The sequence below is a fragment of the Corynebacterium qintianiae genome (assembly GCF_011038645.2).
GTDB lineage: Bacteria > Actinomycetota > Actinomycetes > Mycobacteriales > Mycobacteriaceae > Corynebacterium > Corynebacterium qintianiae.
The window spans coordinates 2,105,723-2,126,956 of the sequence record NZ_CP064955.1 but is presented as its reverse complement, the minus strand read 5'-3'; the positions used below and the strand labels follow the sequence as shown (position 1 = coordinate 2,126,956).

The 21,234-nt window shown below is 60.5% G+C and carries 13 protein-coding genes, 3 rRNA genes and 1 pseudogene; 10 read left to right on the top strand and 7 right to left on the bottom strand.

The annotated features are described in order from the left end of the window. Window positions 1–15: 15 nt before the first annotated feature. Window positions 16–1,065: an NAD(P)-dependent alcohol dehydrogenase gene (locus G7Y29_RS10295; protein ID WP_165003257.1), complete on the bottom strand. Its 1,050-nt coding sequence runs from the start codon at window positions 1,063–1,065 to the stop codon at window positions 16–18. A 482-nt stretch (window positions 1,066–1,547) separates the two neighbouring features. Here G7Y29_RS10295 and dnaB point away from each other — a divergent pair, with 482 nt between their 5' ends. Both dnaB and G7Y29_RS10285 read left to right on the top strand, forming a co-directional pair. Next, window positions 1,548–3,026 carry a replicative DNA helicase gene (gene dnaB, locus G7Y29_RS10290; RefSeq protein WP_165003259.1) on the top strand — a complete coding sequence of 493 codons (1,479 nt, stop codon included), beginning with the start codon at window positions 1,548–1,550 and terminating at the stop codon, window positions 3,024–3,026. A gap of 128 nt (window positions 3,027–3,154) precedes the next feature. After that, window positions 3,155–3,352 (top strand): hypothetical protein, encoded by a 198-nt coding sequence (locus G7Y29_RS10285; RefSeq protein ID WP_165003261.1) that lies wholly within the window; start codon window positions 3,155–3,157, stop codon window positions 3,350–3,352. Window positions 3,353–3,359: 7 nt separating this feature from the next. Here the strand turns inward: G7Y29_RS10285 and G7Y29_RS10280 are convergent, their stop codons facing one another. From G7Y29_RS10280 to G7Y29_RS10270, 3 genes are all read right to left on the bottom strand, one after another. After that, a complete protein-coding gene (locus G7Y29_RS10280; protein WP_165003262.1) occupies window positions 3,360–4,697 on the bottom strand; it encodes an MFS transporter in 1,338 nt (445 codons plus the stop codon). Between the two features lie 43 nt (window positions 4,698–4,740). Further along, entirely contained in the window at window positions 4,741–6,960 is a 2,220-nt protein-coding gene (locus tag G7Y29_RS10275) for a heavy metal translocating P-type ATPase (protein WP_165003303.1), read from the bottom strand. A 111-nt stretch (window positions 6,961–7,071) separates the two neighbouring features. After that, window positions 7,072–7,272, bottom strand: a complete 201-nt coding sequence (locus G7Y29_RS10270) for a heavy-metal-associated domain-containing protein (protein ID WP_165003264.1) — start codon at window positions 7,270–7,272, stop codon at window positions 7,072–7,074. Window positions 7,273–7,385: 113 nt separating this feature from the next. Here G7Y29_RS10270 and trxA point away from each other — a divergent pair, with 113 nt between their 5' ends. Both trxA and G7Y29_RS10260 read left to right on the top strand, forming a co-directional pair. Further along, entirely contained in the window at window positions 7,386–7,757 is a 372-nt protein-coding gene (gene trxA / locus G7Y29_RS10265; RefSeq protein WP_165003266.1) for a thioredoxin, read from the top strand. A 100-nt stretch (window positions 7,758–7,857) separates the two neighbouring features. Continuing rightward, complete coding sequence (locus G7Y29_RS10260; protein WP_165003267.1) at window positions 7,858–8,742, top strand: PspA/IM30 family protein; 885 nt, start codon at window positions 7,858–7,860, stop codon at window positions 8,740–8,742. A gap of 57 nt (window positions 8,743–8,799) precedes the next feature. On the opposite strand, the gene G7Y29_RS10255 is transcribed toward G7Y29_RS10260, so the two are convergent. After that, window positions 8,800–10,023 (bottom strand): NYN domain-containing protein, encoded by a 1,224-nt coding sequence (locus G7Y29_RS10255; protein ID WP_165003269.1) that lies wholly within the window; start codon window positions 10,021–10,023, stop codon window positions 8,800–8,802. A gap of 212 nt (window positions 10,024–10,235) precedes the next feature. Between G7Y29_RS10255 and G7Y29_RS10250 the strand changes: the two genes are divergently transcribed. The 4 genes from G7Y29_RS10250 to rrf all read left to right on the top strand — a co-directional run bounded on the left by G7Y29_RS10250 (window position 10,236) and on the right by rrf (window position 16,456). Next, window positions 10,236–10,610 carry a GntR family transcriptional regulator gene (locus G7Y29_RS10250; protein ID WP_165003271.1) on the top strand — a complete coding sequence of 125 codons (375 nt, stop codon included), beginning with the start codon at window positions 10,236–10,238 and terminating at the stop codon, window positions 10,608–10,610. A gap of 568 nt (window positions 10,611–11,178) precedes the next feature. Further along, a 16S ribosomal RNA gene (locus G7Y29_RS10245) occupies window positions 11,179–12,696 on the top strand. A gap of 398 nt (window positions 12,697–13,094) precedes the next feature. Beyond that, window positions 13,095–16,164 (top strand): 23S ribosomal RNA (locus tag G7Y29_RS10240). A gap of 174 nt (window positions 16,165–16,338) precedes the next feature. Then, window positions 16,339–16,456, top strand: a 5S ribosomal RNA gene (gene rrf / locus G7Y29_RS10235). The 16S, 23S and 5S rRNA genes sit together here, the layout of an rRNA operon. A 503-nt stretch (window positions 16,457–16,959) precedes the next feature. Here the strand turns inward: rrf and G7Y29_RS10230 are convergent. After that, window positions 16,960–18,199: pseudogene (locus G7Y29_RS10230) on the bottom strand (IS256 family transposase). Between the two features lie 390 nt (window positions 18,200–18,589). On the opposite strand from G7Y29_RS10230, the gene G7Y29_RS10225 reads away from it, so the two are divergent. Further along, on the top strand, window positions 18,590–19,819 hold the full coding sequence (locus G7Y29_RS10225; protein ID WP_165002463.1) for an IS110 family RNA-guided transposase: 1,230 nt from the start codon (window positions 18,590–18,592) through the stop codon (window positions 19,817–19,819). Window positions 19,820–20,014: 195 nt separating this feature from the next. On the opposite strand, the gene G7Y29_RS10220 is transcribed toward G7Y29_RS10225, so the two are convergent. Then, window positions 20,015–20,995, bottom strand: a complete 981-nt coding sequence (locus G7Y29_RS10220) for a pseudouridine synthase (protein WP_165002462.1) — start codon at window positions 20,993–20,995, stop codon at window positions 20,015–20,017. 21 nt (window positions 20,996–21,016) lie between these two features. On the opposite strand from G7Y29_RS10220, the gene G7Y29_RS10215 reads away from it, so the two are divergent. Beyond that, complete coding sequence (locus G7Y29_RS10215) at window positions 21,017–21,163, top strand: hypothetical protein (RefSeq protein ID WP_165002461.1); 147 nt, start codon at window positions 21,017–21,019, stop codon at window positions 21,161–21,163. Window positions 21,164–21,234 lie beyond the last annotated feature (71 nt).

Genomic DNA, 21,234 nt, shown 5'->3' with positions numbered 1-21,234 from the left:
GGTACCGCACCGTGCCTAGTGGCCGTGGGGGACGATGACAGCGCGGCCGGAAACCTTGCCGTCTACCAGCAGCTGATAAGCATCAAGCGCCTGGTCCAGCGAGTACGTGGCGACCTGCGGAACAATCTGGCCCGCCTTGTACATGTCGACCACTTCATGGAGTTCGCCGACGGTGCCCCAGTACGTGTTCACTAGTTCGGCCTCGTACGGGGTGGTCAGGAACGCCCACTCGTAGGGGGAGAGGTTGCCGATGCCCACGATGGTGACACGGCCCTGGCGTGCGACGGACTTCATGGCGGTGCCGACGGTCGCACCGACGCCGACGAAGTCGAACGCCGCGTCGACGCCCTTGCCCCCCGTGATCTCACGGATTCGTTCGACCTGGCCCTCGCCGCCAGGGACAGTGATGGCGCCGAGCTTCTCGGCCTCCGCCATCGCGTCCTCCTTCATATCTGTGGCGATGATGGTGGCGCCGGTCAGAGCCTTGAGAATCTGCACGCCGATCAAGCCGAGGCCGCCCAGGCCAATAACCAGGGCGTACTTGCCGCCGCCGCTAAGGTGCGGCAGGGCGAGCTTGATGGCGTGGTATGGGGTCAAGCCAGCGTCGGCAAGCGGCGCGGCGTTAATCGGGTCGGCGTCACCCAGCGGGACTAGGTTGCGCGCGGGGACAACAACATATTCGGCCATGCCGCCGTCGCGGCCTAGGCCGATACCTGCGTAGTCCATCGCGGCGGCATGCTCACAGTAGGTGTCCTGGCCGCGGGTGCAGGCGCGGCAGATGCCGCACCCGACGGGCCCGTAGACCAAGTAGGCGGCACCGAGCTCGATGCCCTCCACGCCCGCACCGAGCTCCTCCGCCCAGCCGGAATTTTCGTGGCCCAGGGTGAACTCGGGGTCCATCTGCGGGTTCAGGCCCTCGTCGAACTCGTGTAAAATGGCCACGTCCGAGTGGCAGGCACCGGCGCCGGCAACCTTGAGCAGGACCTCACCCGGGCCCGGGGTAGGTTTCTCTACCTCTTTGATTTCGGGGAATGTGTGGTAGCCAATGTGGCGAACGGCCTTCATGCGAATCTCCTTGTGTTAACTGCTGTGTACACCATCAAGCCTACGGATAAATACCTGGTGAAAGCGGTTTCCAGTTACGCGGGTGGGCCATGGCCCTGCGGCCCCCGCCGAGTGTGTGGACGGCTGTGGATAAGTTCGCGTAGAGCCCGCTTATCGACGGCCCATAGCGTTCTCGAGTGCAAGAGTCAAACCTCGTGGTGGTTAAGTTATTCACGGAATCTTCTATGTCGAACGATCCGAATAAAAGTGGTGTATACAGGGCGTTTACTATAAAAGTCGAGGTGGAGCATTGGGTTGTGCACAGGTTGCCCACAAGCCGAGTCCGGAAGTGGGAGGTTGCCGCAGAGCACTCCACAACTTATCCACATGTCTTGTGGATAATCACCTTTTTGGAGCTCCCTGCTTACTTCGCAAAAAGGGGTTGTCGAGTTGGCACTGTAAGATCATGCCCGGTTCGTTGACTACGGGAGGGACGGTGCACATTGGCTGCTGGAGACCACGTCGCTAGCTTTGATGATTCCGAGGACTTCGTGCCGCCGCCTGAGCCGGCCGAGGAGTTTGAGCCGGGCGCTTCACGGGGCGGATCAACCCGTTACCGCGGCGGCTCGAATTTCAACCGCTCACGGGACGACTTGCGGGAATACCGCCAGCCGCCGCACGACGAGCAGGCGGAGCGCAGCGTTCTCGGCGCAATGATGCTCAGCCCCAACACCCTGGCTGAGGTTATTGACGAGCTCAGCGCCCAAGACTTCTATTTCCCCGCCCATCAGCTGATCTTCGATGCGATCGTCGACCTGTACTCCAGCGGCTCCGACATCGACGTGCTCATCGTGTCCGGACGCCTGGACCGCCTCAACCAGCTCGAGAGGGTGGGGGGAGCCCCCTACCTGCTCACCCTCATTTCCGGCGTGCCCACCGCCGCGAACGCGCGCTACTACGCCGAGATCGTCACGGAGAAGTCCCTCCTGCGCCAGCTGGTGAATGCGGGAACCAACGTCGTGCAGCTCGGTTACGAGGGGACGGAGGGGATGGAGATCGAGGCCCTGGTGGACAGGGCGCAGCAGGAAGTCTTCAAGGTTTCGAAGAAGCAGACGAGCGCCGATTATCAGGCGCTATCGGACTTGCTCAAGCCGACGATCGACGAGCTCACCGCAATTGAGAGCGGAGGAGCCCTCGACCGTGGCGTCCCTACGGGCTTCCTGGACCTGGACAGTCTTACCAACGGCCTCCATGCGGGCCAGATGATCATCATCGCGGCGCGTCCGGGCGTGGGCAAGTCCACCTTGGCCCTGGATTTCATGCGGTCGTGCTCCATCAACCACGGCAAGACCTCGGTCATTTTCTCGCTGGAGATGAGCGCCTCCGAGATCACCATGCGCATGCTCTCCGCTGAAACCGAGATCAAGCTCTCCGCGATGCGCTCCGGTCAGATGGAGGAGCAGGACTGGGAGAAGCTGACCACGCGCCTCACCGAGATCCAGGATGCTCCGCTATTCATCGACGACTCACCGAACCTGACGATGATGGAAATCCGCACCAAGGCGCGGCGCCTGAAACAGCAGCACGGCCTCGACCTGATCGTCCTTGACTACCTGCAGCTGATGAGCTCCGGCCGCAAGGTCGAGTCGCGCCAGCAAGAGGTTTCCGAGTTCTCCCGCCAGCTCAAGTTGCTGGCCAAGGAGCTCGAGGTGCCGGTGATCGCGATCTCCCAGCTCAACCGCGGGCCCGAGTCCCGAACCGACAAGAAGCCCCAGCTCGCCGACCTTCGCGAGTCTGGCTCTCTTGAGCAGGACGCGGACATGGTGTTCTTGCTCTACCGACCAGACTCCCAGGACAGGGATGACGAGCGTGCGGGTGAGGCCGACATCATCGTGGCTAAGCATCGCGGTGGCCCGATCGACACCATCCCGGTGGCGCACCAGCTGCACTACTCCCGATTCGTCAATATGGCCCGCGGCTGAGTAGGGACGGAGGGGCGGGGGTTAGCAAAGGCTAAGCTGCGGTGACACGGCGAGTTCAGTGGGTTATTCTCGCTGTTAGTTACGCCACATCCGGCGGCCGCCACGATAACCACCCAGGGGAGAGAACAATGTCCGTGCGACGTATCAACGCATCCGAGCCGTGCGCGCGCACGGTAGCCAGCCTCGACAACAGCATTACCGTCGCCGACACCGGTGACTCCACTGTCTTGTACAACCTGCCGCGCGACATCGACGCAATCGATGAGGTAGTGACGAGCTCGCGCGGGGGCGGGTTTGGAAGCCGCCTGAGAAGGCTCTTCGGCTGACAGCTTCTTAGTTCAGCACACGACCACGCTGCTCCGGCAACGTAAAGGCCGCGACGCAGGCGATCGTGAAGGCGGCGGCGAAAACGCCGAACACGGCAACTGTCCCGCCGAACGCGAGCACGGGCGGGACAAGCAACGGCGCGAGGATCGACCCGATACGCCCGAAAGCGGCGCCCGCGCCGGTGCCGGTGGCGCGGATCGCGGTGGGGTAGAGCTCTGGGCCGATGGCGTACAGAGCGCCCCAGGCGCCCAGGTTGAAGAACGACAGTAGGCAGCCCGCGGCGATGATCTGCCACTCGGCGGAGGCGAGTCCGTAGAGGAGCGCTGCCGCGGCGGAGCCAGCCAGAAACACGGAGAGCGTCTTCCTGCGCCCCCACACCTCGATGAGCCACGCGGCCGCCGCGTAGCCCGGCAGCTGGGCTAGGGTGATGATGAGCGTGAAGGTGAAGGACTTCACTAGGGTGAAGCCTTGGGAAACCAGCAGCGAGGGGATCCATATGAAGGCCCCGTAGTAGGCGAGCGAGACGCAGAACCAAACAATCCAGAACGACAAGGTGCGCTTGCGCAGGGACGTGCCCCAGATGCCGCCCGTGACCTTTTCGGGCTCTTCCTCCGGGTCGATGTCGTAGTCCGCGGGCGAAGTCTCGACCTCGAACGATTGTACGACGGCCTCCGCCTCCTCGTGTCGACCCTTGGATTCGAGGAAGCGAACCGACTCGGGGAGCCCGAGGCGCACCACAACGGCGTAAAGCGCCGGCACCGCACCTAACGCCAGGCCCCATCGCCACCCGGTTTCACTGTGGGCGACAACGAATGTGCCTATCACCGCGGCAGCAATCCATCCCACCGCCCAAAAGGCTTCAAGGAGAACCACCATGCGGCCGCGTACGCGACGGGGTGAGAACTCGCTGACCAGGGTGGATGCTACCGGGAGCTCGCCGCCGAGTCCGAGTCCGACTATGAACCGGAACACCATGAGCGCGCCGACAGAAGTGGCCAGCGCCGAAGCGCCCGTGGCGATGCCGTAAATCAGGAGAGTGGCCGCGAACACCTGCCGGCGGCCGAGCTTGTCCGCGAGGAGGCCGCCCAAGGACGCGCCGATGGCCATCCCGATGAATCCAACCGACGCAATCCAGGAGGTTGTCGATTTATCCAGGTCCCAATGCACCGCGAGGGCGGCGATAATGAAGGACACTAGGCCGATGTCCATGGCGTCGAGGGCCCAGCCGACGCCTGATCCGATAAGGAGGCGACGGTGCTTGGGGGTCACGGGCAACCGGTCGAGGCGCTCGGTGCGTGTCAGGTCCGCACCGGCGGTTGAGTATCCAGATGTCGCTGAGGTCACAGACGGGAATGCTACACCGGCAAACCCCCGTGCCCACCGGCTTTTATGCGCGGTGTTGCGACACGGAGCGGAAGCTGCGGAGTCTCAGAGAGTTGACGACAACGAAGACGGAGGAGAATGCCATAGCGATACCCGCGAGCATCGGGTTGAGCAACCCCACGGCCGCGACGGGGATGAGCAGCACGTTGTAGGCGAACGCCCAGAACAGGTTGCCTCTGATGGTGCGCAGAACGCGCCGTGAGAGGCGGATCGCGTCGGCGACGGACACCAGGGAGTTGCTCATGAGGGTGATGTCGGAAGCCTCGATAGCGACGTCGGTGCCAGCGCCCATCGCGAGGCCCAGATCCGCCTGAGCGAGCGCCGCAGCGTCGTTGACACCGTCGCCTACCATGGCCACGTGCTTTCCCTCGGCTTGCAACCGCTTGACTGCCACGACCTTGTCCTCAGGCATCACACCGGCAGTGACGTTGGCGGCGTCAATCCCCACTTCCGTCGCGACAGCCCTTGCCGCGCCGGCGTTGTCGCCCGTGAGCATGTGGGGCTCGAGACCGAGCTCGCGCAGTGCCGCAATGGCGCCCGCGGAATTGTCTTTCACCTTGTCGCGGACTGAGACGATGCCGACTGGTTCACCGTCGACCTCGACGACAACCGGGGTCGCTCCCGATTGCTGCGCGGTGGTGAATGCGGGCGCGAGATCCCCGAGATTCCCGAGGCCGCCGACGGGACGGCCGACGCGCACAGTGTGGGCGTCGACAAGCGCACTGACGCCCACACCCGCCTCGTTGCGGAACTCCGTAGGTTCGGGTGCGGAGGGTGCGGCGCGGACCACGGCCCGCGCGATGGGATGCTCCGAGCCGGATTCCACCGCGGCGGCGAGCGACAGGACCCGGCCGGCATCCCAGCCCTCGGCTGGTACGACGGCGTCCACCCCCATATCACCGGTGGTGATCGTGCCGGTCTTGTCCATGACTAGGGTGTCCACCTGCCGAGTCGACTCGAGGATCTCCGGGCCCTTGATCAGCAGACCCATCTGGGCGCCGCGGCCGGTGCCGACCAAGATGGCGGTCGGCGTGGCCAGGCCCAGTGCGCACGGACAGGCGATGATGAGGACCGCGACCGCCGCCGTGAACGCCGTGACGGTGTCGTGGCCGGCGAGGAGATTGCCGAGGAGAGACAGCAGGGAGATGACGATGACCGCCGGCACGAATAGCTGGGAAATTCGGTCGACCAGCCGCTCTACCGGGGCCTTTCCGGCCTGGGCGTCCTTGACCAACTGGGCCATCTGCGCCAGAGTGGTCTCCGACCCGACGCGGGTGGCCTCGACGAGGAGTCGGCCGGACGTGTTCAGGGTCGCGCCGGTGACGTTCGCGCCCTCAGACACCTCCACCGGGACCGACTCGCCGGTTAGCATTGACTGGTCGACGGCCGAGCGCCCCGAAACAACCGTGCCGTCCGTGGGGATCTTTTCACCGGGGCGGACTACGAACTGGTCGCCGGCGGCGAGCTGGTCGACGGGGATGCGGACCTCGGCACCGTCGCGAAGCACAGACGCTTCGTGCGCGCCCATGCTCAGCAGATCCCGCAGTGCTTGCGAGGACCGGCCCTTCGCGCGGATCTCGAACCAGCGGCCGAGCAGTAGGAACGTGATCACCACACAGACGGTTTCGAGGTAGATTTCGTCCATCGCCCCGTGCGAGGAACCCGGAAGGAGGGACATCTCCATGACCATTCCGGGCTCACCAGCGTTTCCGACGAACAGCGCCCACACCGACCACGCATAAGCGGCGGTCGTGCCGAGGGTGATCAGCGTGTCCATTGTGGCTGCGCCGTGGCGCAGGTTGGTCAGGGTGCTGCGGTGGAACACGGCACCGCCCGCGAAATACACCAGCGTTGTCGCGGCGAGGGCCGCCCACTGCCAGTTCATGAACTGCCAGGCCGGGATCATCGACACGAGCATCACAGGTAGCGAGACAATCGCTGTCCAAATCACCGTGAACTTCAACTGCGCGGCGGTGCGGTCGCGTGCTTCGTCAAGGGCATCGCTTGTCGACGCCCCCACCTCCGGTTCGGCGACGATTTCCGCGTTCATCGGGAAGGCGTCGTACCCGGCTCCGCGGATGGTGTCGATGAGTGTGTCCGCGTCGGCCTTGGACGGGTCAAAGTCGACGGCGGCAGTTTCTGTGGAGAAGTTGACAGTCGCCTCGACCCCGTCGAGTTTGTTCAGCTTGCGTTGCACACGCGAGGAGCACGACGCGCAGGTCATCCCCGTAACACCGAGATCGAGGTGTTCGAGGTGCTCAAGGTTCTTGAGTGCGTCGGCGTTAGGGGCGGTCACGCCCCCACCCTATACCCCCTCGGGGTATCCAATCAAGGTTTAAGCCAGGGAATATCCAGCTTCGTGCACCGCCTTGGAGACTTCCTCGGCGGAGAACCCCTCGCCCGCCACCTCTAAGACGCCTGTGGTGTGATCCACGGAAACCTCGGTGACACCGTCGATCTCCAGCACCTCCTCCTTAACGCTCGCCTCGCAGTGGCCGCAGGTCATTCCTTCAACGTTGAACTGGCGAACCGCCATGATCTTGTCCTTCCACTCGGGTTGCTGTCATTGCCATGTTAACCGGGAATAAACGCCGCGTTGCTAGGGTTGGAACCGAACAACATTAGAAAACGAAGTTAGGAGAGAGACACATGGCTACCGTTGACGTCACCGAGGACACTTTCGAGCAGACGGTTTCCGCCGAGGGCACGGTAATCGTCGATGCGTGGGCGGAGTGGTGCGGGCCGTGCAAGCAGTTCGCGCCGACCTTCGAGAAGGCTTCCGAGGCGCACCCGGACGCGACCTTCGCCAAGCTGGATACCGAGGCGAACCCGCAGATCGCCGCCGCGCTCGAGATCCAGGCGATTCCGACGCTGATGGCTTTCCGTGACGGCATCATGGTATTCCGCCAGTCTGGCGCGCTCCCGCCGGCGGCATTCGAAGATTTGGTCAGCCAGGTCAAGGCGCTCGACATGGATGAGGTGCGCCGCCAGATCGAGGAACAGAACAACCAGCAGGGTTAGCCTCAGCCGAATCTTGCGAGTGCGTCCACCTTCCGAGGTGGGCGCACTTTTTTGCGTAGACTCAAACCGAGGTAGCACCCGATGAAAGGATTTGAAGGCCATGGCAAACCCATTTAGCAAGGGTTGGAAATACCTGATGCAGTCGTTCGACACCAAGATCGACCAGAACGCCGACCCCAAGGTGCAGATTCAGCAGGCGGTCGCTGGCGCCAAGAAGCAGCACGCTGAGCTCAGCCAGCATGCCGCAAACATTATTGGCAACCGCAACCAGCTGCAGATGAAGCTTGAGCGGCTGATTAAATCCCAGGAAGACCTCCAGAATAAAGCCCGCACCGCGATCCAGGCCGCCGACAAGGCCTCAGCCTCCGGTGATGCGGAGAAAGCACAGCAGTTCAACGCCACCGCCGAGGTGATCGCCTCCCAGCTCGTCTCTGTTGAAGAGGAACTCGAGCAGACGAAGCAGGCCTACTCGGCGGCCGAACAGGCCGCGACCGAGGCGCAGCAGAAGCAGAAGCAGTCCGAGGCACGGCTGCAGGAACAGCTCAGCCAGGTTTCCCAGCTGGAGTCGCAGCTGAACCAGGCGAAGATGCAGGAGCAGACCGCCGCGACCATGGACAGCATGAATCAGGTCGGTGGCAATGACAACGCGCCCACCCTCGACGGGGTGCGTGACAAGATCGAGCGCCGTTACGCCAACGCCCTAGGCGCCCAGGAGCTGACAAAGGACTCCATGACCGACCGCATGGCGGAGATCGAGGCCGGGGGAACCGATATCGCCGCGTCGAACCGTCTCGCGGAAATCCGGGCGTCGATGGGCGGCAACCAGCTCGAGGCCGCAGAAGCCAGTGAGCCAGCCGGCGAGCTACCCGAGGCGGGCAGCACCGAGCGTGCGGCGGACGCGGGTGAGGCCGATGTTGAGAAGGCGCTTGCCGACGCCGAGCAGTACGTCGCCGACGACGCGACCGACGAGTCACGCAACAGCTAGGGATACAGGGCAAACGGACTGCGGGCGCATCTTCCTGCAGTCCGTTTTCGCGTCACCCTACTCGCGATGGATGTTGATGAGCACCCTTCGAATCCCGGAGTGGAACCCGTCGCGCAGGTTCACTCGCTGGTTCTCACTGAGCGTGTATTCGTGGAGTGTCTCGCAAGCGAACTGAAGCAGCGGCCGGTCAATTTCGGGTGGAAGGCCGCCGCCCGAGAGCATGTGAGCCTTGTCCCGTTGCTCCGCCGACGCCGCGTTGTCGTACCACCAGGTGGCGTACTGCTGGCCGACGTCGAAGGGGGTCTGGAAGCCAGCTGAGGTCCACACCTCCTCCGGCAGGGGGACGTAGCGGGAGCGGAGCTTGCGCCTGGGCGCCATCATTGACGGCTTCGGTGTGGGTTTGGGCGAGCCGACGGCCATATCAAGGGGTGAAGGCGTATGGCGGTTGCCGGGCTTGCTCGCCTCGGTCATCGCCTCCACTTCGGCTTCCGACGGCTCGTCGCACATGTCGGGTTCTTCGATCCCGGCGGGGATGTCGCTGGCAGGCTTCTCGGGATCCGGCACCACCTCTCCTCCGGAACCGTTCGCACCCTCGAGGCGTGGCGTCGCGACGGTCCCTGCCTCGGCTCGCAGCGGGTCCGGGCTGAAACCAGGAACTGCGGTGGGGCCGTGATCGCTGTCGAGCGGTTCGGCGTCGTTGAGCGGTCGTTCCCGAATCACCGGGGGTAGCGGTCCCTCGAGCACCTGAAGCTGCATAGCGTCCGCAAAGTCTTCGCGGGGATCCAGGATGGTCGTGGTATCGCACGCATGGCGCAACGCGGATGACATGGAGTCCCAGCCGAAACCGTAAAGGTGGACCCGGGCGCCGTGATTGGTGGCCTCGTCGACCCCGGGGATCATGTCGGCGTCCCCGGAGACGAGCACGAAGTCGCTGAACTGGTGCCGGGTGGCGTTAACAACGAGGTCGGCCACGAGACGCGTGTCGACGCCCTTTTGCGTGCGTCGCTCACCCCACTCGATGAGCTGGCCAGTGCGCAGCTGCACACCGTCGCACGTGCGGAGGGCGCGCTGGTAGCGGTGGGGCCCCGAGTCTGGAATACCGTCGTACCAATACTGGCGGTGGATGGGTTGATGCAGTTGATGGGAGACCATCGTCCCGAGGGTTGCTACGACCTCGGGAAGGTCGATTTCTAACTGTGCGCGGGCGCCGATTTCCCACGAGTTGTAAAAGCTCGCGAGTAAGTATGAAGTGTCGACGAACACGAGTGTGCGTTCAAACATGGCTCCTAAATTCCGATTCTTTGTTTCTAATATTTTTTCGTTTGCGTATCCCAGTGTGCACGATTGCCGTTACCCGCGTCAGGTGCCGACGATGAGCAGGGAAAATCGCTCAAAAAGGACTGTTTACGTCTATACAACGGCCCATCCGCAAGAATCGTTCCGAACATATATGGTTAGTTACAAGACTAGCTAACCTGAGGGAGACGGGCGCTGTGAATTCTGAAGCTGAACCCCTGTTTGTTCAGGTAGGACGCTTTGTCCAGGATCTGATCGTCGACGGTTCGCTACAAGCCGGCCAGAGGGCACCTTCAATCAATGAGCTTGCCGCGTTCCATGAGATCAATCCCGCAACCGCGCGAAAAGGGCTCATTTTGCTTGTCGACGCCGGGGTGCTGGAGAAGAGGCGCGGAATAGGAATGTTTGTCACCCCCCGGGCAAGGGACGTGATCCTTTACGAGCGCCGCCATGAGCTCGCCGGAAATTTCATTGCACCCATGATCGATGAGGCGCTGCGGCTCGGCCACACCCGAGAGTCACTCGACGACCTCATCAGAAGAGTCGCAGAAAGTCGCGGAATGTACCGCTAGTTCCCGCGCCGGTTTTGTGGGTTTTAGCTGCGGGTTTGTGTTTGGTGGTGGGGGTGTGTAACTTTGTGTGAGTCAGCGAGACCGACAACGCCCCGCCGGAGTGGTTCTGGTGAGATGGCGGACAGGAAAACTACCGCTGGTGCCTCCTTTGATTGGCTGCGATGGTTGTCGTGGTTGGTTGGGTGTGCGTGTGTTGTGTGAGAACTCGATAGTGTGCCAATGTACTTTTTTGTTTGTGGTTTGTTGGTTGTGCATTGTGGTGTGTCTGCCTGCGTGTGACGTTGTGTTGTGTGTGGGTGGGTGTGTGCCGGTGGTGGTGTCGTGAACCTTTGATGGCGGCATTGCTTCGTGGTTTTGCCATGGTGTGCGGTTTTCGGATCGCGTTTTTTGCTGGCTCTTGGTTTTTCCTCGTCGGATTGTGAGGGCTGGTGGCTAGTTTTTGCTAGTGAATTTTAGGATTTTGTGCCAGTGCTGCTGGCCCTGCGGTTGTTGTTGTGGGGTTGGTGGTGTGGTTTTTGTTGTGGTTGGGTTTGGGCTTTTCACGCCTGGATGTTTCTGCTGAAATGTTTTTGTGGAGAGTTTGATCCTGGCTCAGGATGAACGCTGGCGGCGTGCTTAACACATGCAAGTCGAACGGAAAGGCCCTGCTTGCGGGGTACTCGAGTGGCGAACGGGTGAGTAACACGTGGGTGATCTGCCCTGTACTTCGGGATAAGCTTGGGAAACTGGGTCTAATACCGGATAGGAATCACATGTGGGTGTGTGGTTGGAAAGCTTTTGCGGTATGGGATGAGCTCGCGGCCTATCAGCTTGTTGGTGGGGTAATGGCCTACCAAGGCGTCGACGGGTAGCCGGCCTGAGAGGGTGTACGGCCACATTGGGACTGAGATACGGCCCAGACTCCTACGGGAGGCAGCAGTGGGGAATATTGCACAATGGGCGCAAGCCTGATGCAGCGACGCCGCGTGGGGGATGACGGCCTTCGGGTTGTAAACTCCTTTCGCCAGGGACGAAGCGTAAGTGACGGTACCTGGATAAGAAGCACCGGCTAACTACGTGCCAGCAGCCGCGGTAATACGTAGGGTGCGAGCGTTGTCCGGAATTACTGGGCGTAAAGAGCTCGTAGGTGGTTTGTCGCGTCGTTTGTGTAAGTCCACGGCTTAACTGTGGGACTGCAGGCGATACGGGCATAACTTGAGTGCTGTAGGGGAGACTGGAATTCCTGGTGTAGCGGTGAAATGCGCAGATATCAGGAGGAACACCGATGGCGAAGGCAGGTCTCTGGGCAGTAACTGACGCTGAGGAGCGAAAGCATGGGTAGCGAACAGGATTAGATACCCTGGTAGTCCATGCCGTAAACGGTGGGCGCTAGGTGTGAGTCCCTTCCACGGGGTTCGTGCCGTAGCTAACGCATTAAGCGCCCCGCCTGGGGAGTACGGCCGCAAGGCTAAAACTCAAAGGAATTGACGGGGGCCCGCACAAGCGGCGGAGCATGTGGATTAATTCGATGCAACGCGAAGAACCTTACCTGGGCTTGACATACACCAGATCGCCGTAGAGATACGGTTTCCCTTGTGGTTGGTGTACAGGTGGTGCATGGTTGTCGTCAGCTCGTGTCGTGAGATGTTGGGTTAAGTCCCGCAACGAGCGCAACCCTTGTCTTATGTTGCCAGCACGTGATGGTGGGGACTCATGAGAGACTGCCGGGGTTAACTCGGAGGAAGGTGGGGATGACGTCAAATCATCATGCCCCTTATGTCCAGGGCTTCACACATGCTACAATGGTCGGTACAACGCGTTTGCGACACTGTGAGGTGGGGCTAATCGCTGAAAGCCGGTCGTAGTTCGGATTGGGGTCTGCAACTCGACCCCATGAAGTCGGAGTCGCTAGTAATCGCAGATCAGCAACGCTGCGGTGAATACGTTCCCGGGCCTTGTACACACCGCCCGTCACGTCATGAAAGTTGGTAACACCCGAAGCCAGTGGCCCATACTTGTTAGGGAGCTGTCGAAGGTGGGATCGGCGATTGGGACGAAGTCGTAACAAGGTAGCCGTACCGGAAGGTGCGGCTGGATCACCTCCTTTCTAAGGAGCTTTTGTTTTTGTGAGTCACATTGTGTGCTGCTGACAGTTGTTGGTGGTGTGTGGTGTGCGTGGGTGGTTGAGTCGCCGTGTGTGTGACTGCCGCCGAAGTATGAAATCCGGGTGGATGCATGCCGGCATGATCGTTGGAAATGGTTGTGCTTGTGTCGCGCTGGTGTGCAATTGATGGTTGCAGGCAAAAAATGATTGTGGTGTGTTGGCATGCTGTTGGGTTTCTGGTGCAGCAGATGTGTTGTTACCGTGTGGCCTGCATTGTGTCGTGTGTGTTCCTTGTTGGGGCGCGTGCGGTGGGTGTGGGTGTGGTGTGTGAGAACTGTATAGTGGACGCGAGCATCTTTATTCTTGAAATTGTGTTTTGTGTGTGTGCCTTAGTGTTTTGTGTGTTTTTTATTAAGGGCGTACGGTGGATGCCTTGGCATGCTGAGCCGATGAAGGACGTGTGAGGCTGCGTTATGCCTCGGGGAGTTGCCAACTAAGCGTTGATCCGAGGATGTCCGAATGGGGAAACCCGGCACCAGTTATGTGGTGTTACCCGCAGGTGAATTCATAGCTTGTGTGGGGGTGACGCGGGGAAGTGAAACATCTCAGTACCCGCAGGAGAAGAAAATAAAATATGATTCTGCTAGTAGCGGCGAGCGAACGTGGATGAGGCTAAACCATGTGCGTGTGATACCTGGCAGGGGTTGCGTGTGTGGGGTTGTGGGATGCGATTTGTACGAAGGCTGTCGACTTTGTGCGCGTGTGTTGTGTGTTAGCGGAAGTCACTTGGGATGGTGCGCCGTAGTGGGTGAGAGCCCCTGTACGTGAAAATGCATGGCAGCGTGTTGATTGTGTCCCGAGTAGCAGCGGGCTCGTGGAATCTGCTGTGAATCTGCCGGGACCACCCGGTAAGCCTAAATACTCAGTGTGACCGATAGTGGATAGTACCGTGAGGGAATGGTGAAAAGTACCCCGGGAGGGGAGTGAAATAGTTCCTGAAACCGTGCGCTTACAATCCGTCAGAGCACCTCGTGTGTGTGATGGCGTGCCTTTTGAAGAATGAGCCTGCGAGTCAGCGGCATGTCGCGAGGTTAACCCTGGTGGGGTAGCCGTAGCGAAAGCGAATCCTAAGAGGGTGTTGTAGTGGCATGTCCTGGACCCGAAGCGGGGTGATCTACCCATGGCCAGTGTGAAGCAGCTGTAAGAGGTTGTGGAGGCGCGAACCCACTTAGGTTGAAAACTGAGGGGATGAGTTGTGGGTAGGGGTGAAAGGCCAATCAAACTCCGTGATAGCTGGTTCTCCCCGAAATGCATTTAGGTGCAGCGTTATGTGAGCTTGCCGGAGGTAGAGCTACTGGTTGGTTGAGCGGGACTATCATCTTAGCAATGTCAGCCAAACTCCGAATGCCGGTTTAAGTGTTGCATGGCAGTGAGACTGTGGGGGATAAGCTTCATAGTCGAGAGGGAAACAGCCCAGATCGCCGGTTAAGGCCCCTAAGGGTGTACTAAGTGGAAAAGGATGTGGGATCGCGAAGACAGCCAGGAGGTTGGCTTAGAAGCAGCCATCCTTGAAAGAGTGCGTAATAGCTCACTGGTCGAGTGGTTCCGCGCCGACAATTCAGTGGGGCTCAAGTACACCGCCGAAGCCGCGGCATGCTTTTAGCATGGGTAGGGGAGCGTCGTGTATGGGGTGAAGCAGTACCGTAAGGGGTTGTGGACTGTGCACGAGTGAGAATGCAGGCATGAGTAACGAGTGGTAAGTGAGAATCTTATCCGCCGGATGACTAAGGGTTCCTGGGTCAAGTTCGTCTTCCCAGGGTGAGTCGGGTCCTAAGGCGAGGCCGACAGGCGTAGTCGATGGTTAACGGGTTGATATTCCCGTACCCGTGCATACGCGCCCAAGGGTGAATCGGTGATACTAACCACCCTGATCGGCAACCATGCGCGTCTTTGACGTGTGGGTTGTTGTGATGCGTGGGGCCTGATCCGTAGTAGCCGAGTGATGGGGTGACGCAGTGAGGTAGCTCAGCCACTTATTGGATTGTGGTGCAAGCGTGTGGCACGAACTGTGAGTGAAATGCTTCGGTTCATATGTGTGAGGCGTGACGCGTAGCCCCTTTGGGGTGATGTGGGTGATCCTGTACTGCCGAGAAAAGCCTCTAGCGAGTGTGTGCACGGCCCGTACCCGAAACCGACACAGGTAGTCAGGTAGAGAATACTAAGGCGGTCGGGTGAACTGTGGTTAAGGAACTCGGCAAATTACCCCCGTAACTTCGGGAGAAGGGGGACCTCCACCGGTGAAGGCCTTTAACGGCCGGCAGCGGGTGGGGTCGCAGAGAATAGAGGGGAGCGACTGTTTATCAAAAACACAGGTCCGTGCGAAGACATACTGTTGATGTATACGGACTGACGCCTGCCCGGTGCTGGAAGGTTAAGAGGACCTGTTAGGTAGTGATACCGAAGCGGAGAATTTAAGCCCCAGTAAACGGCGGTGGTAACTATAACCATCCTAAGGTAGCGAAATTCCTTGTCGGGTAAGTTCCGACCTGCACGAATGGCGTAACGACTCCCCTGCTGTCTCAACCACAGGCCCGGTGAAATTGCAGTACGAGTAAAGATGCTCGTTTCGCGCGGCAGGACGAAAAGACCCCGGGACCTTCACTATAGCTTGGTATTGGTGTTCGGTGCGGTTTGTGTAGGATAGGTGGGAGACTGTGAAACCGCCACGCCAGTGGTGGCCGAGTCGTTGTTGAAATACCACTCTGACCGTAGTGGATACCTTAACCTTGGCCCATGATCTGGGTTGGGGACAGTGCCTGGTGGGTAGTTTAACTGGGGCGGTTGCCTCCCAAAGAGTAACGGAGGCGCCCAAAGGTTCCCTCAGCCTGGTTGGCAATCAGGTGCAAGAGTGTAAGTGCACAAGGGAGCTTGACTGTGAGACGTACATGTCGAGCAGGGACGAAAGTCGGGACTAGTGATCCGGCACCAACGTGTGGAAGTGGTGTCGCTCAACGGATAAAAGGTACCCCGGGGATAACAGGCTGATCTTCCCCAAGAGTCCATATCGACGGGATGGTTTGGCACCTCGATGTCGGCTCGTCGCATCCTGGGGCTGGAGTAGGTCCCAAGGGTTGGGCTGTTCGCCCATTAAAGCGGCACGCGAGCTGGGTTCAGAACGTCGTGAGACAGTTCGGTCTCTATCCGCCGCGCGCGTTGAAACTTGAAGAAAGCTGTCCCTAGTACGAGAGGACCGGGACGGACGTACCTCTGGTGTGCCAGTTGTTCCGCCAGGAGCACCGCTGGTTGGCTACGTACGGAAGGGATAACCGCTGAAAGCATCTAAGCGGGAAGCCTGTTTTAAGATGAGGTTTCTTTTGAGGTTCCCCACAGACTATGGGGTTGATAGGCCAGATCTGGACAGTAGGCAACTACCGGAGGTGACTGGTACTAATACACCAACAAAAAACAACGAATCAACGGCCCAAACAAAACACAACAGTGTTTCAACAATAAAAGCCGCACGCGTCCACTATGCAGTATCTGACACACCACACAACCACCACCAAACCACCCACACGGGTGGAAACAAGTGGACCACAACAACAAAATACTTGTCGCACACAAGCGACACACCTTAAAAGATGTGTCGGTGGTTGATGGCGGCGGGGAAACGCCCGGACCCATTCCGAACCCGGAAGCTAAGCCCGCCCGCGCTGATGGTACTGCCCCCGGGAGGGGGTGGGAGAGTAAGTTACCGCCGACCCAACAACTTCATCAACACCAAAGCCCGCAACCCCCACCACCACGGTGGACCGGTTGCGGGCTTTCAGCACCCCACCAACAACCCACACCGTGGGCAACAACGACCGACAATCAAACCCCCACCGTAAGCCGACATCCAAACTCCGCAAAGCGGACACCGGGCCCGACACCAGACTCCGCCGCTGCCGAGCCTCAGGTCGTCCAGCCCCAGAACGGGCCGACACGAAAACTCCGCAATGCGGACTCCGCCACGGCAGAGTTCCTGCGAAAACAACCGGACGGGCACGCCTAATTGCTCCGCAACGCTGACACCGCAGTTTCAGTGATCGTGAGTAATCAGCCCCGCAACGGGCCGACACAAAAACTTCGCAATGCGGACCCAAACTCCGGCACCAGGCTCCGACACCAAAGGTCAAGTCCACGCGAGTGGTGTATCTGCCCTTTCGATAAAACAGGCAGCATGACGATCTCAGGGACCGGCACGAGCCCGGTGTTGCGACTGGCTCATGCGACCTCCTGAGTGGTGTCGCCGGCGTCGATGACGTTGGCGTTCATCATGGTCTTCGTCTGGTCCAGGGCCGTCAGCGACATGTAGCGCTTCTGCTGGATCCTTCTCATCGTGCTGCTCAGCCAGCACCGCCCCGACCAGGCGCACGACGGCATCTCGGTTCGGGAAGATCCCCACGACGTCGGTGCGCCGGCGGATCTCCCGGTTCAACCGCTCGGTGGGGTTGTTCGACCAGACCTTCGTCCACACTGCTTTCGGGGCGTGGGTGAACGCGAGTAGCTCATCCAGGGCTTCTTCCAGGTAGTCGGCCACGTGCGGGAACTTCTGCTCACAGAAAGTCACTACTTCCCGGGCCTGGTTCCACACCGATGCGGCGTCCGGTTGTTGGAAGATCGTGTGGAACATCGCCGACAAGGTCGGCCATTGGCTTTTGGGCACCAGTCCGGAGAGGTTCTTCGCGAAATGCGTGCGACACCGTTGCCAGGAGGCGTTCGGCAGTGCCTCGCCGATGGCGTGCTGGATGCCCACGTGTGCGTCGCTGGTGACCAGGTAGACGTCGTTTAGGCCCCGGGCCTTGAGGTCGCGAAAGAAACCCGTCCAGGAGGCCACGGACTCGGATGTGGCGACCTGCATGCCGAGTAGTTCGCGGTAGCCTTCCGCGTTCACGCCGGTGGCCAGCAGCACGGAGGTTTTCACGACCCGTCCGCCTTCACGCACCTTCATGGTCAACGCGTCGCAGGAAACATAGAGGTAGGGGCCGGTATCCAGGGGTCGGGTGCGGAAATCTTCCACCATCTGATCGAGATCTTTGGCCATCTCGGAGACCTGCGATTTTGAGAGGTTGTTGATCCCCAGGGTGGCGACGAGGTCGTTCATCCGGCGCGTCGACACGCCCTTCAGGTAGCAGGTGGCGATCACGGTGGTCAGGGCACGTTCGGCCCGGGTGCGCCGTTCCAGCAGCCAGTCCGGGAAGAACGAGCCGGTTCTGAGTTTGGGCACGGCGACGTCGACGGTGCCGACCCGGGTGTCGAGGTCGCGGTGGCGGTAGCCGTTTCGGACGTTGGTGCGCGCATCACTAACGGTGGCGTAGTCGGCGCCGCAGACTTGGTCGGCCTGGGTCGACAGGATCTGGTTGATGAACCCTTGGAGCATCTCGCGCATCAGGTCCGGGGAGGCTTGGGCCAGTAGTTCGTCGAGGTAGGTGGTCGGGTCGATAGAATGGGGGCCAGCGGCCATCGTGGTTTCCCTTTTGAGGAAGTGTGGTTACGGATTCGAAAGGTACTGCGGTGGTCGCCTCGTGCATTCATGAGGTCGTCACCGGCAGCTACAGATACACCACGCTAAAGGACACTGATAATGGGAGTGCGGGACAAGAACCATCCGGAATGACCCACTAACGGACTGGCCACAATCTGATTGTGTGCCTTCGTTGCGATCTGTCTTCCGGGCTGGTTCTCGCCCCGCACCGCGATCCGGCGATTCGGTCATGACCTCATAGGAGCGTGACCTCTCACCGTGACCACCCCGGCAGGTGCCATAGTAGTAGTCCCATCAGTGTCCTGTCTGCTCGAACCCTCGGATCAGCGGCTACCTTCATCACTTCCCTATGCGAAAGCGTTGACAGCCATGACCACAGACATCGACCTCTCCGCAAGCCCCGTCGCCGGGGTCGACACCCACACCGACACCCACACCGTCGCCGCGGTGACCCCAACCGGCCGGCACCTGGCCACCGAAACCTTCCCCACCACCAGGCCCGGCTACACACACCTCGCCGAGTTCCTCAGCAAGCACGGTGTCGGCGCCGTCGGAGTAGAAGGAGCCAACTCCTTCGGTGCCGGATTAACCCGGCACCTCATAGACCGTGGCTACACGGTCGTTGAAGTCCTGCGCCCGGCCCGCAGCATTCGACGCCGGGACGGGAAATCAGATCCGGTGGATGCTTTGGCCGCCGCGCGACAGGTCCTGACCGGGGAAGGGCTGAGCACGCCTAAAGATTCCACGGGCCCGGTGGAGTCGTTACGAGCGTTACAGATCACCCGGAAACAGCTGGTGTCCACCACCGCGAAACTCATCACAACGATGAAGTCGTTGCTGGTCACAGCCCCTGATGACATCCGCACCCGCTACGCCACGATGACCAACCACACTCTGGTCAACGCGTTGGTGTACTGCCGACCGTCGTCGGATGTTACTGATCCGCGAAATGGTGTGCTGACCAGCCTGAAGATTCTGGCCACGACCTACCGCGCATTGCGGGTGCAGTGCGATGAGCTGGAAACCCGGATCGCTGCCCTGGTGTCAGTGATCAATCCCCATGTCAGCAACATCGTGGGATGTGGGGCTCTTGTTTCCGCTGATCTGCTGATCAGCATCGGCGATAATCCGGAGCGCATCCACTCCGAAGCAGCGCTGGCGCACTTATGTGGAGTGGCTCCACTGCCGGCAAGCTCTGGGCGAACCAACCGGCACCGGCTCAATCGTGGTGGTGACCGGCGGGCGAACTCAGCGTTGTACCGAATCGCTATGGTGAGGATGAAGTGTGACCAGCGCACCAGGGAGTACGTCGCCCGGCGTACCGAGGAGGGGTTGTCGAAAAGGGAGATTATTCGCTGCCTGAAGCGCGCGATCGTCCGGGAGATCTACCGGGTCATATGCACCAGGCGCAGTACGCCACAGCCCAGGGATCTTCGTCGGGATGAGTTGAAAGAACTGCGTATCGCGAAGCATCTCACCCAGGTGGTTGTAGCGAAGCATTTGGGGTGTGCCCCGGCGAGGATCAGTGACATCGAGACTGGAAAACGTCCGTTGACGGAATTAGCATCGGCCTACGAAAAATTTCTGAAAAGCGCTTGACACAATATAGGAGCATCGCAACCTACTCCGCCACGGCAGAGTTCCTGCGGAAACATCGGATTGACCACAAGAAAGTACGCAATGCGGACTCCGCAGTTGCAGACCTCCTGGGAAAAGAAATGGGCACGAGACAGTTCGCGACGGGAGCCGTGGGGTCGATCCGCGGCGCCAGCTCACGGTCGATCGGCTACCTTCTCAAATGGAAACGCAGCCCGCGCTGAACCCCGGTCCTGAAAACTCTCGCAGCTCGCCCGAGATGGGATCGGGGAAACCCAGGTAGACAGATGCCAGACGCATCGGGACGGTGAAATCCTCCTCGCCAAACGGAGAGACTGCCGGGTAAATCGGGTCGCCGAGGATGGGAGCGCCAGCGGCATTCATTTGTACCCTCAGCTGGTGCGTTCTCCCGGTCACTGGTTCCAGCAGGTATCGAGCAATGGGTTGCTGTGTGTGGTGGGTTTTCTGCATTTCGGGGGCGTCGATAAGCGAAACCTCTAGGAGGTTCGTCAGTGCGTTGGGAGCCGCGTCGGCGATGATTGCAGCGGCAACCTCGCCGTGGCGCTTGGATATGTGGTGCTCCCACCTCGCTGGAGCACTAATCCCCCTGTACTCCGCGATGGCCTCGTACCGCTTTCGTACCTGACGTCGGGCGAACAACTCCTGATACGCACCGCGGAGAGACGCTCGCTTAGTGAAAAGGAGCAGGCCGGACGTCATGCGGTCTAGGCGGTGCGCCGGCGTGAGCTCCTCGTTGCCGGTTGCCCTGCGCAGGCGAACGGTGGCCGATTCGGTGATGTGAGCGGCCCGGGGCATTGTGGCGAGAAACGGGGGCTTGCTCACCACGAGAAGGGAATCGTCCTCGTAGATGGTGTCAATTGTGAACGGCACTGGAGTCTCGGGGGCGGGACGGCGGTAGAAGAACACGTCAGTGCCGGGTGTGATGGGGGTGTCCGGGGCGAGCGGGGAGCCGTCGCGAAGCACGACCTCGCCCGAGGCGAAGCGTTCGAGCACGGCCTGCTCGTCGTCCTCGGGGTGTTTGTGCCGCTGTTCGGCGATAACGCGCGAGAGGACGGCAAATGCGGAGACGGGCTCTCCTTCGGAAAGGCGCACGCGGCTAGCCCCAAGGCCGTCGCGCGGGGGAAGAGGAATCTTGTTCCTGGAGTTCTTTCTCCGCATAATGTGCGCTAAGTTTAGCCCATGGATTTCAACGCAATTCTCGCCCCGGCAATCGAATTCTCCTCCGAGGGTATCGGCAAGGTCCTTTTTGACCTCGCGCAGCTGTTCTACAACATCTTCTACCCGGCCAACGCCGAGGCCGCCCACCCGGTCGAAATTCCCCGTTAGGAGAAGCTGAACCCGCTAGTATGGGAAGTGTGAAAGCACTCCGGTACGAGTGCGACGGGTTCATCTCCTAG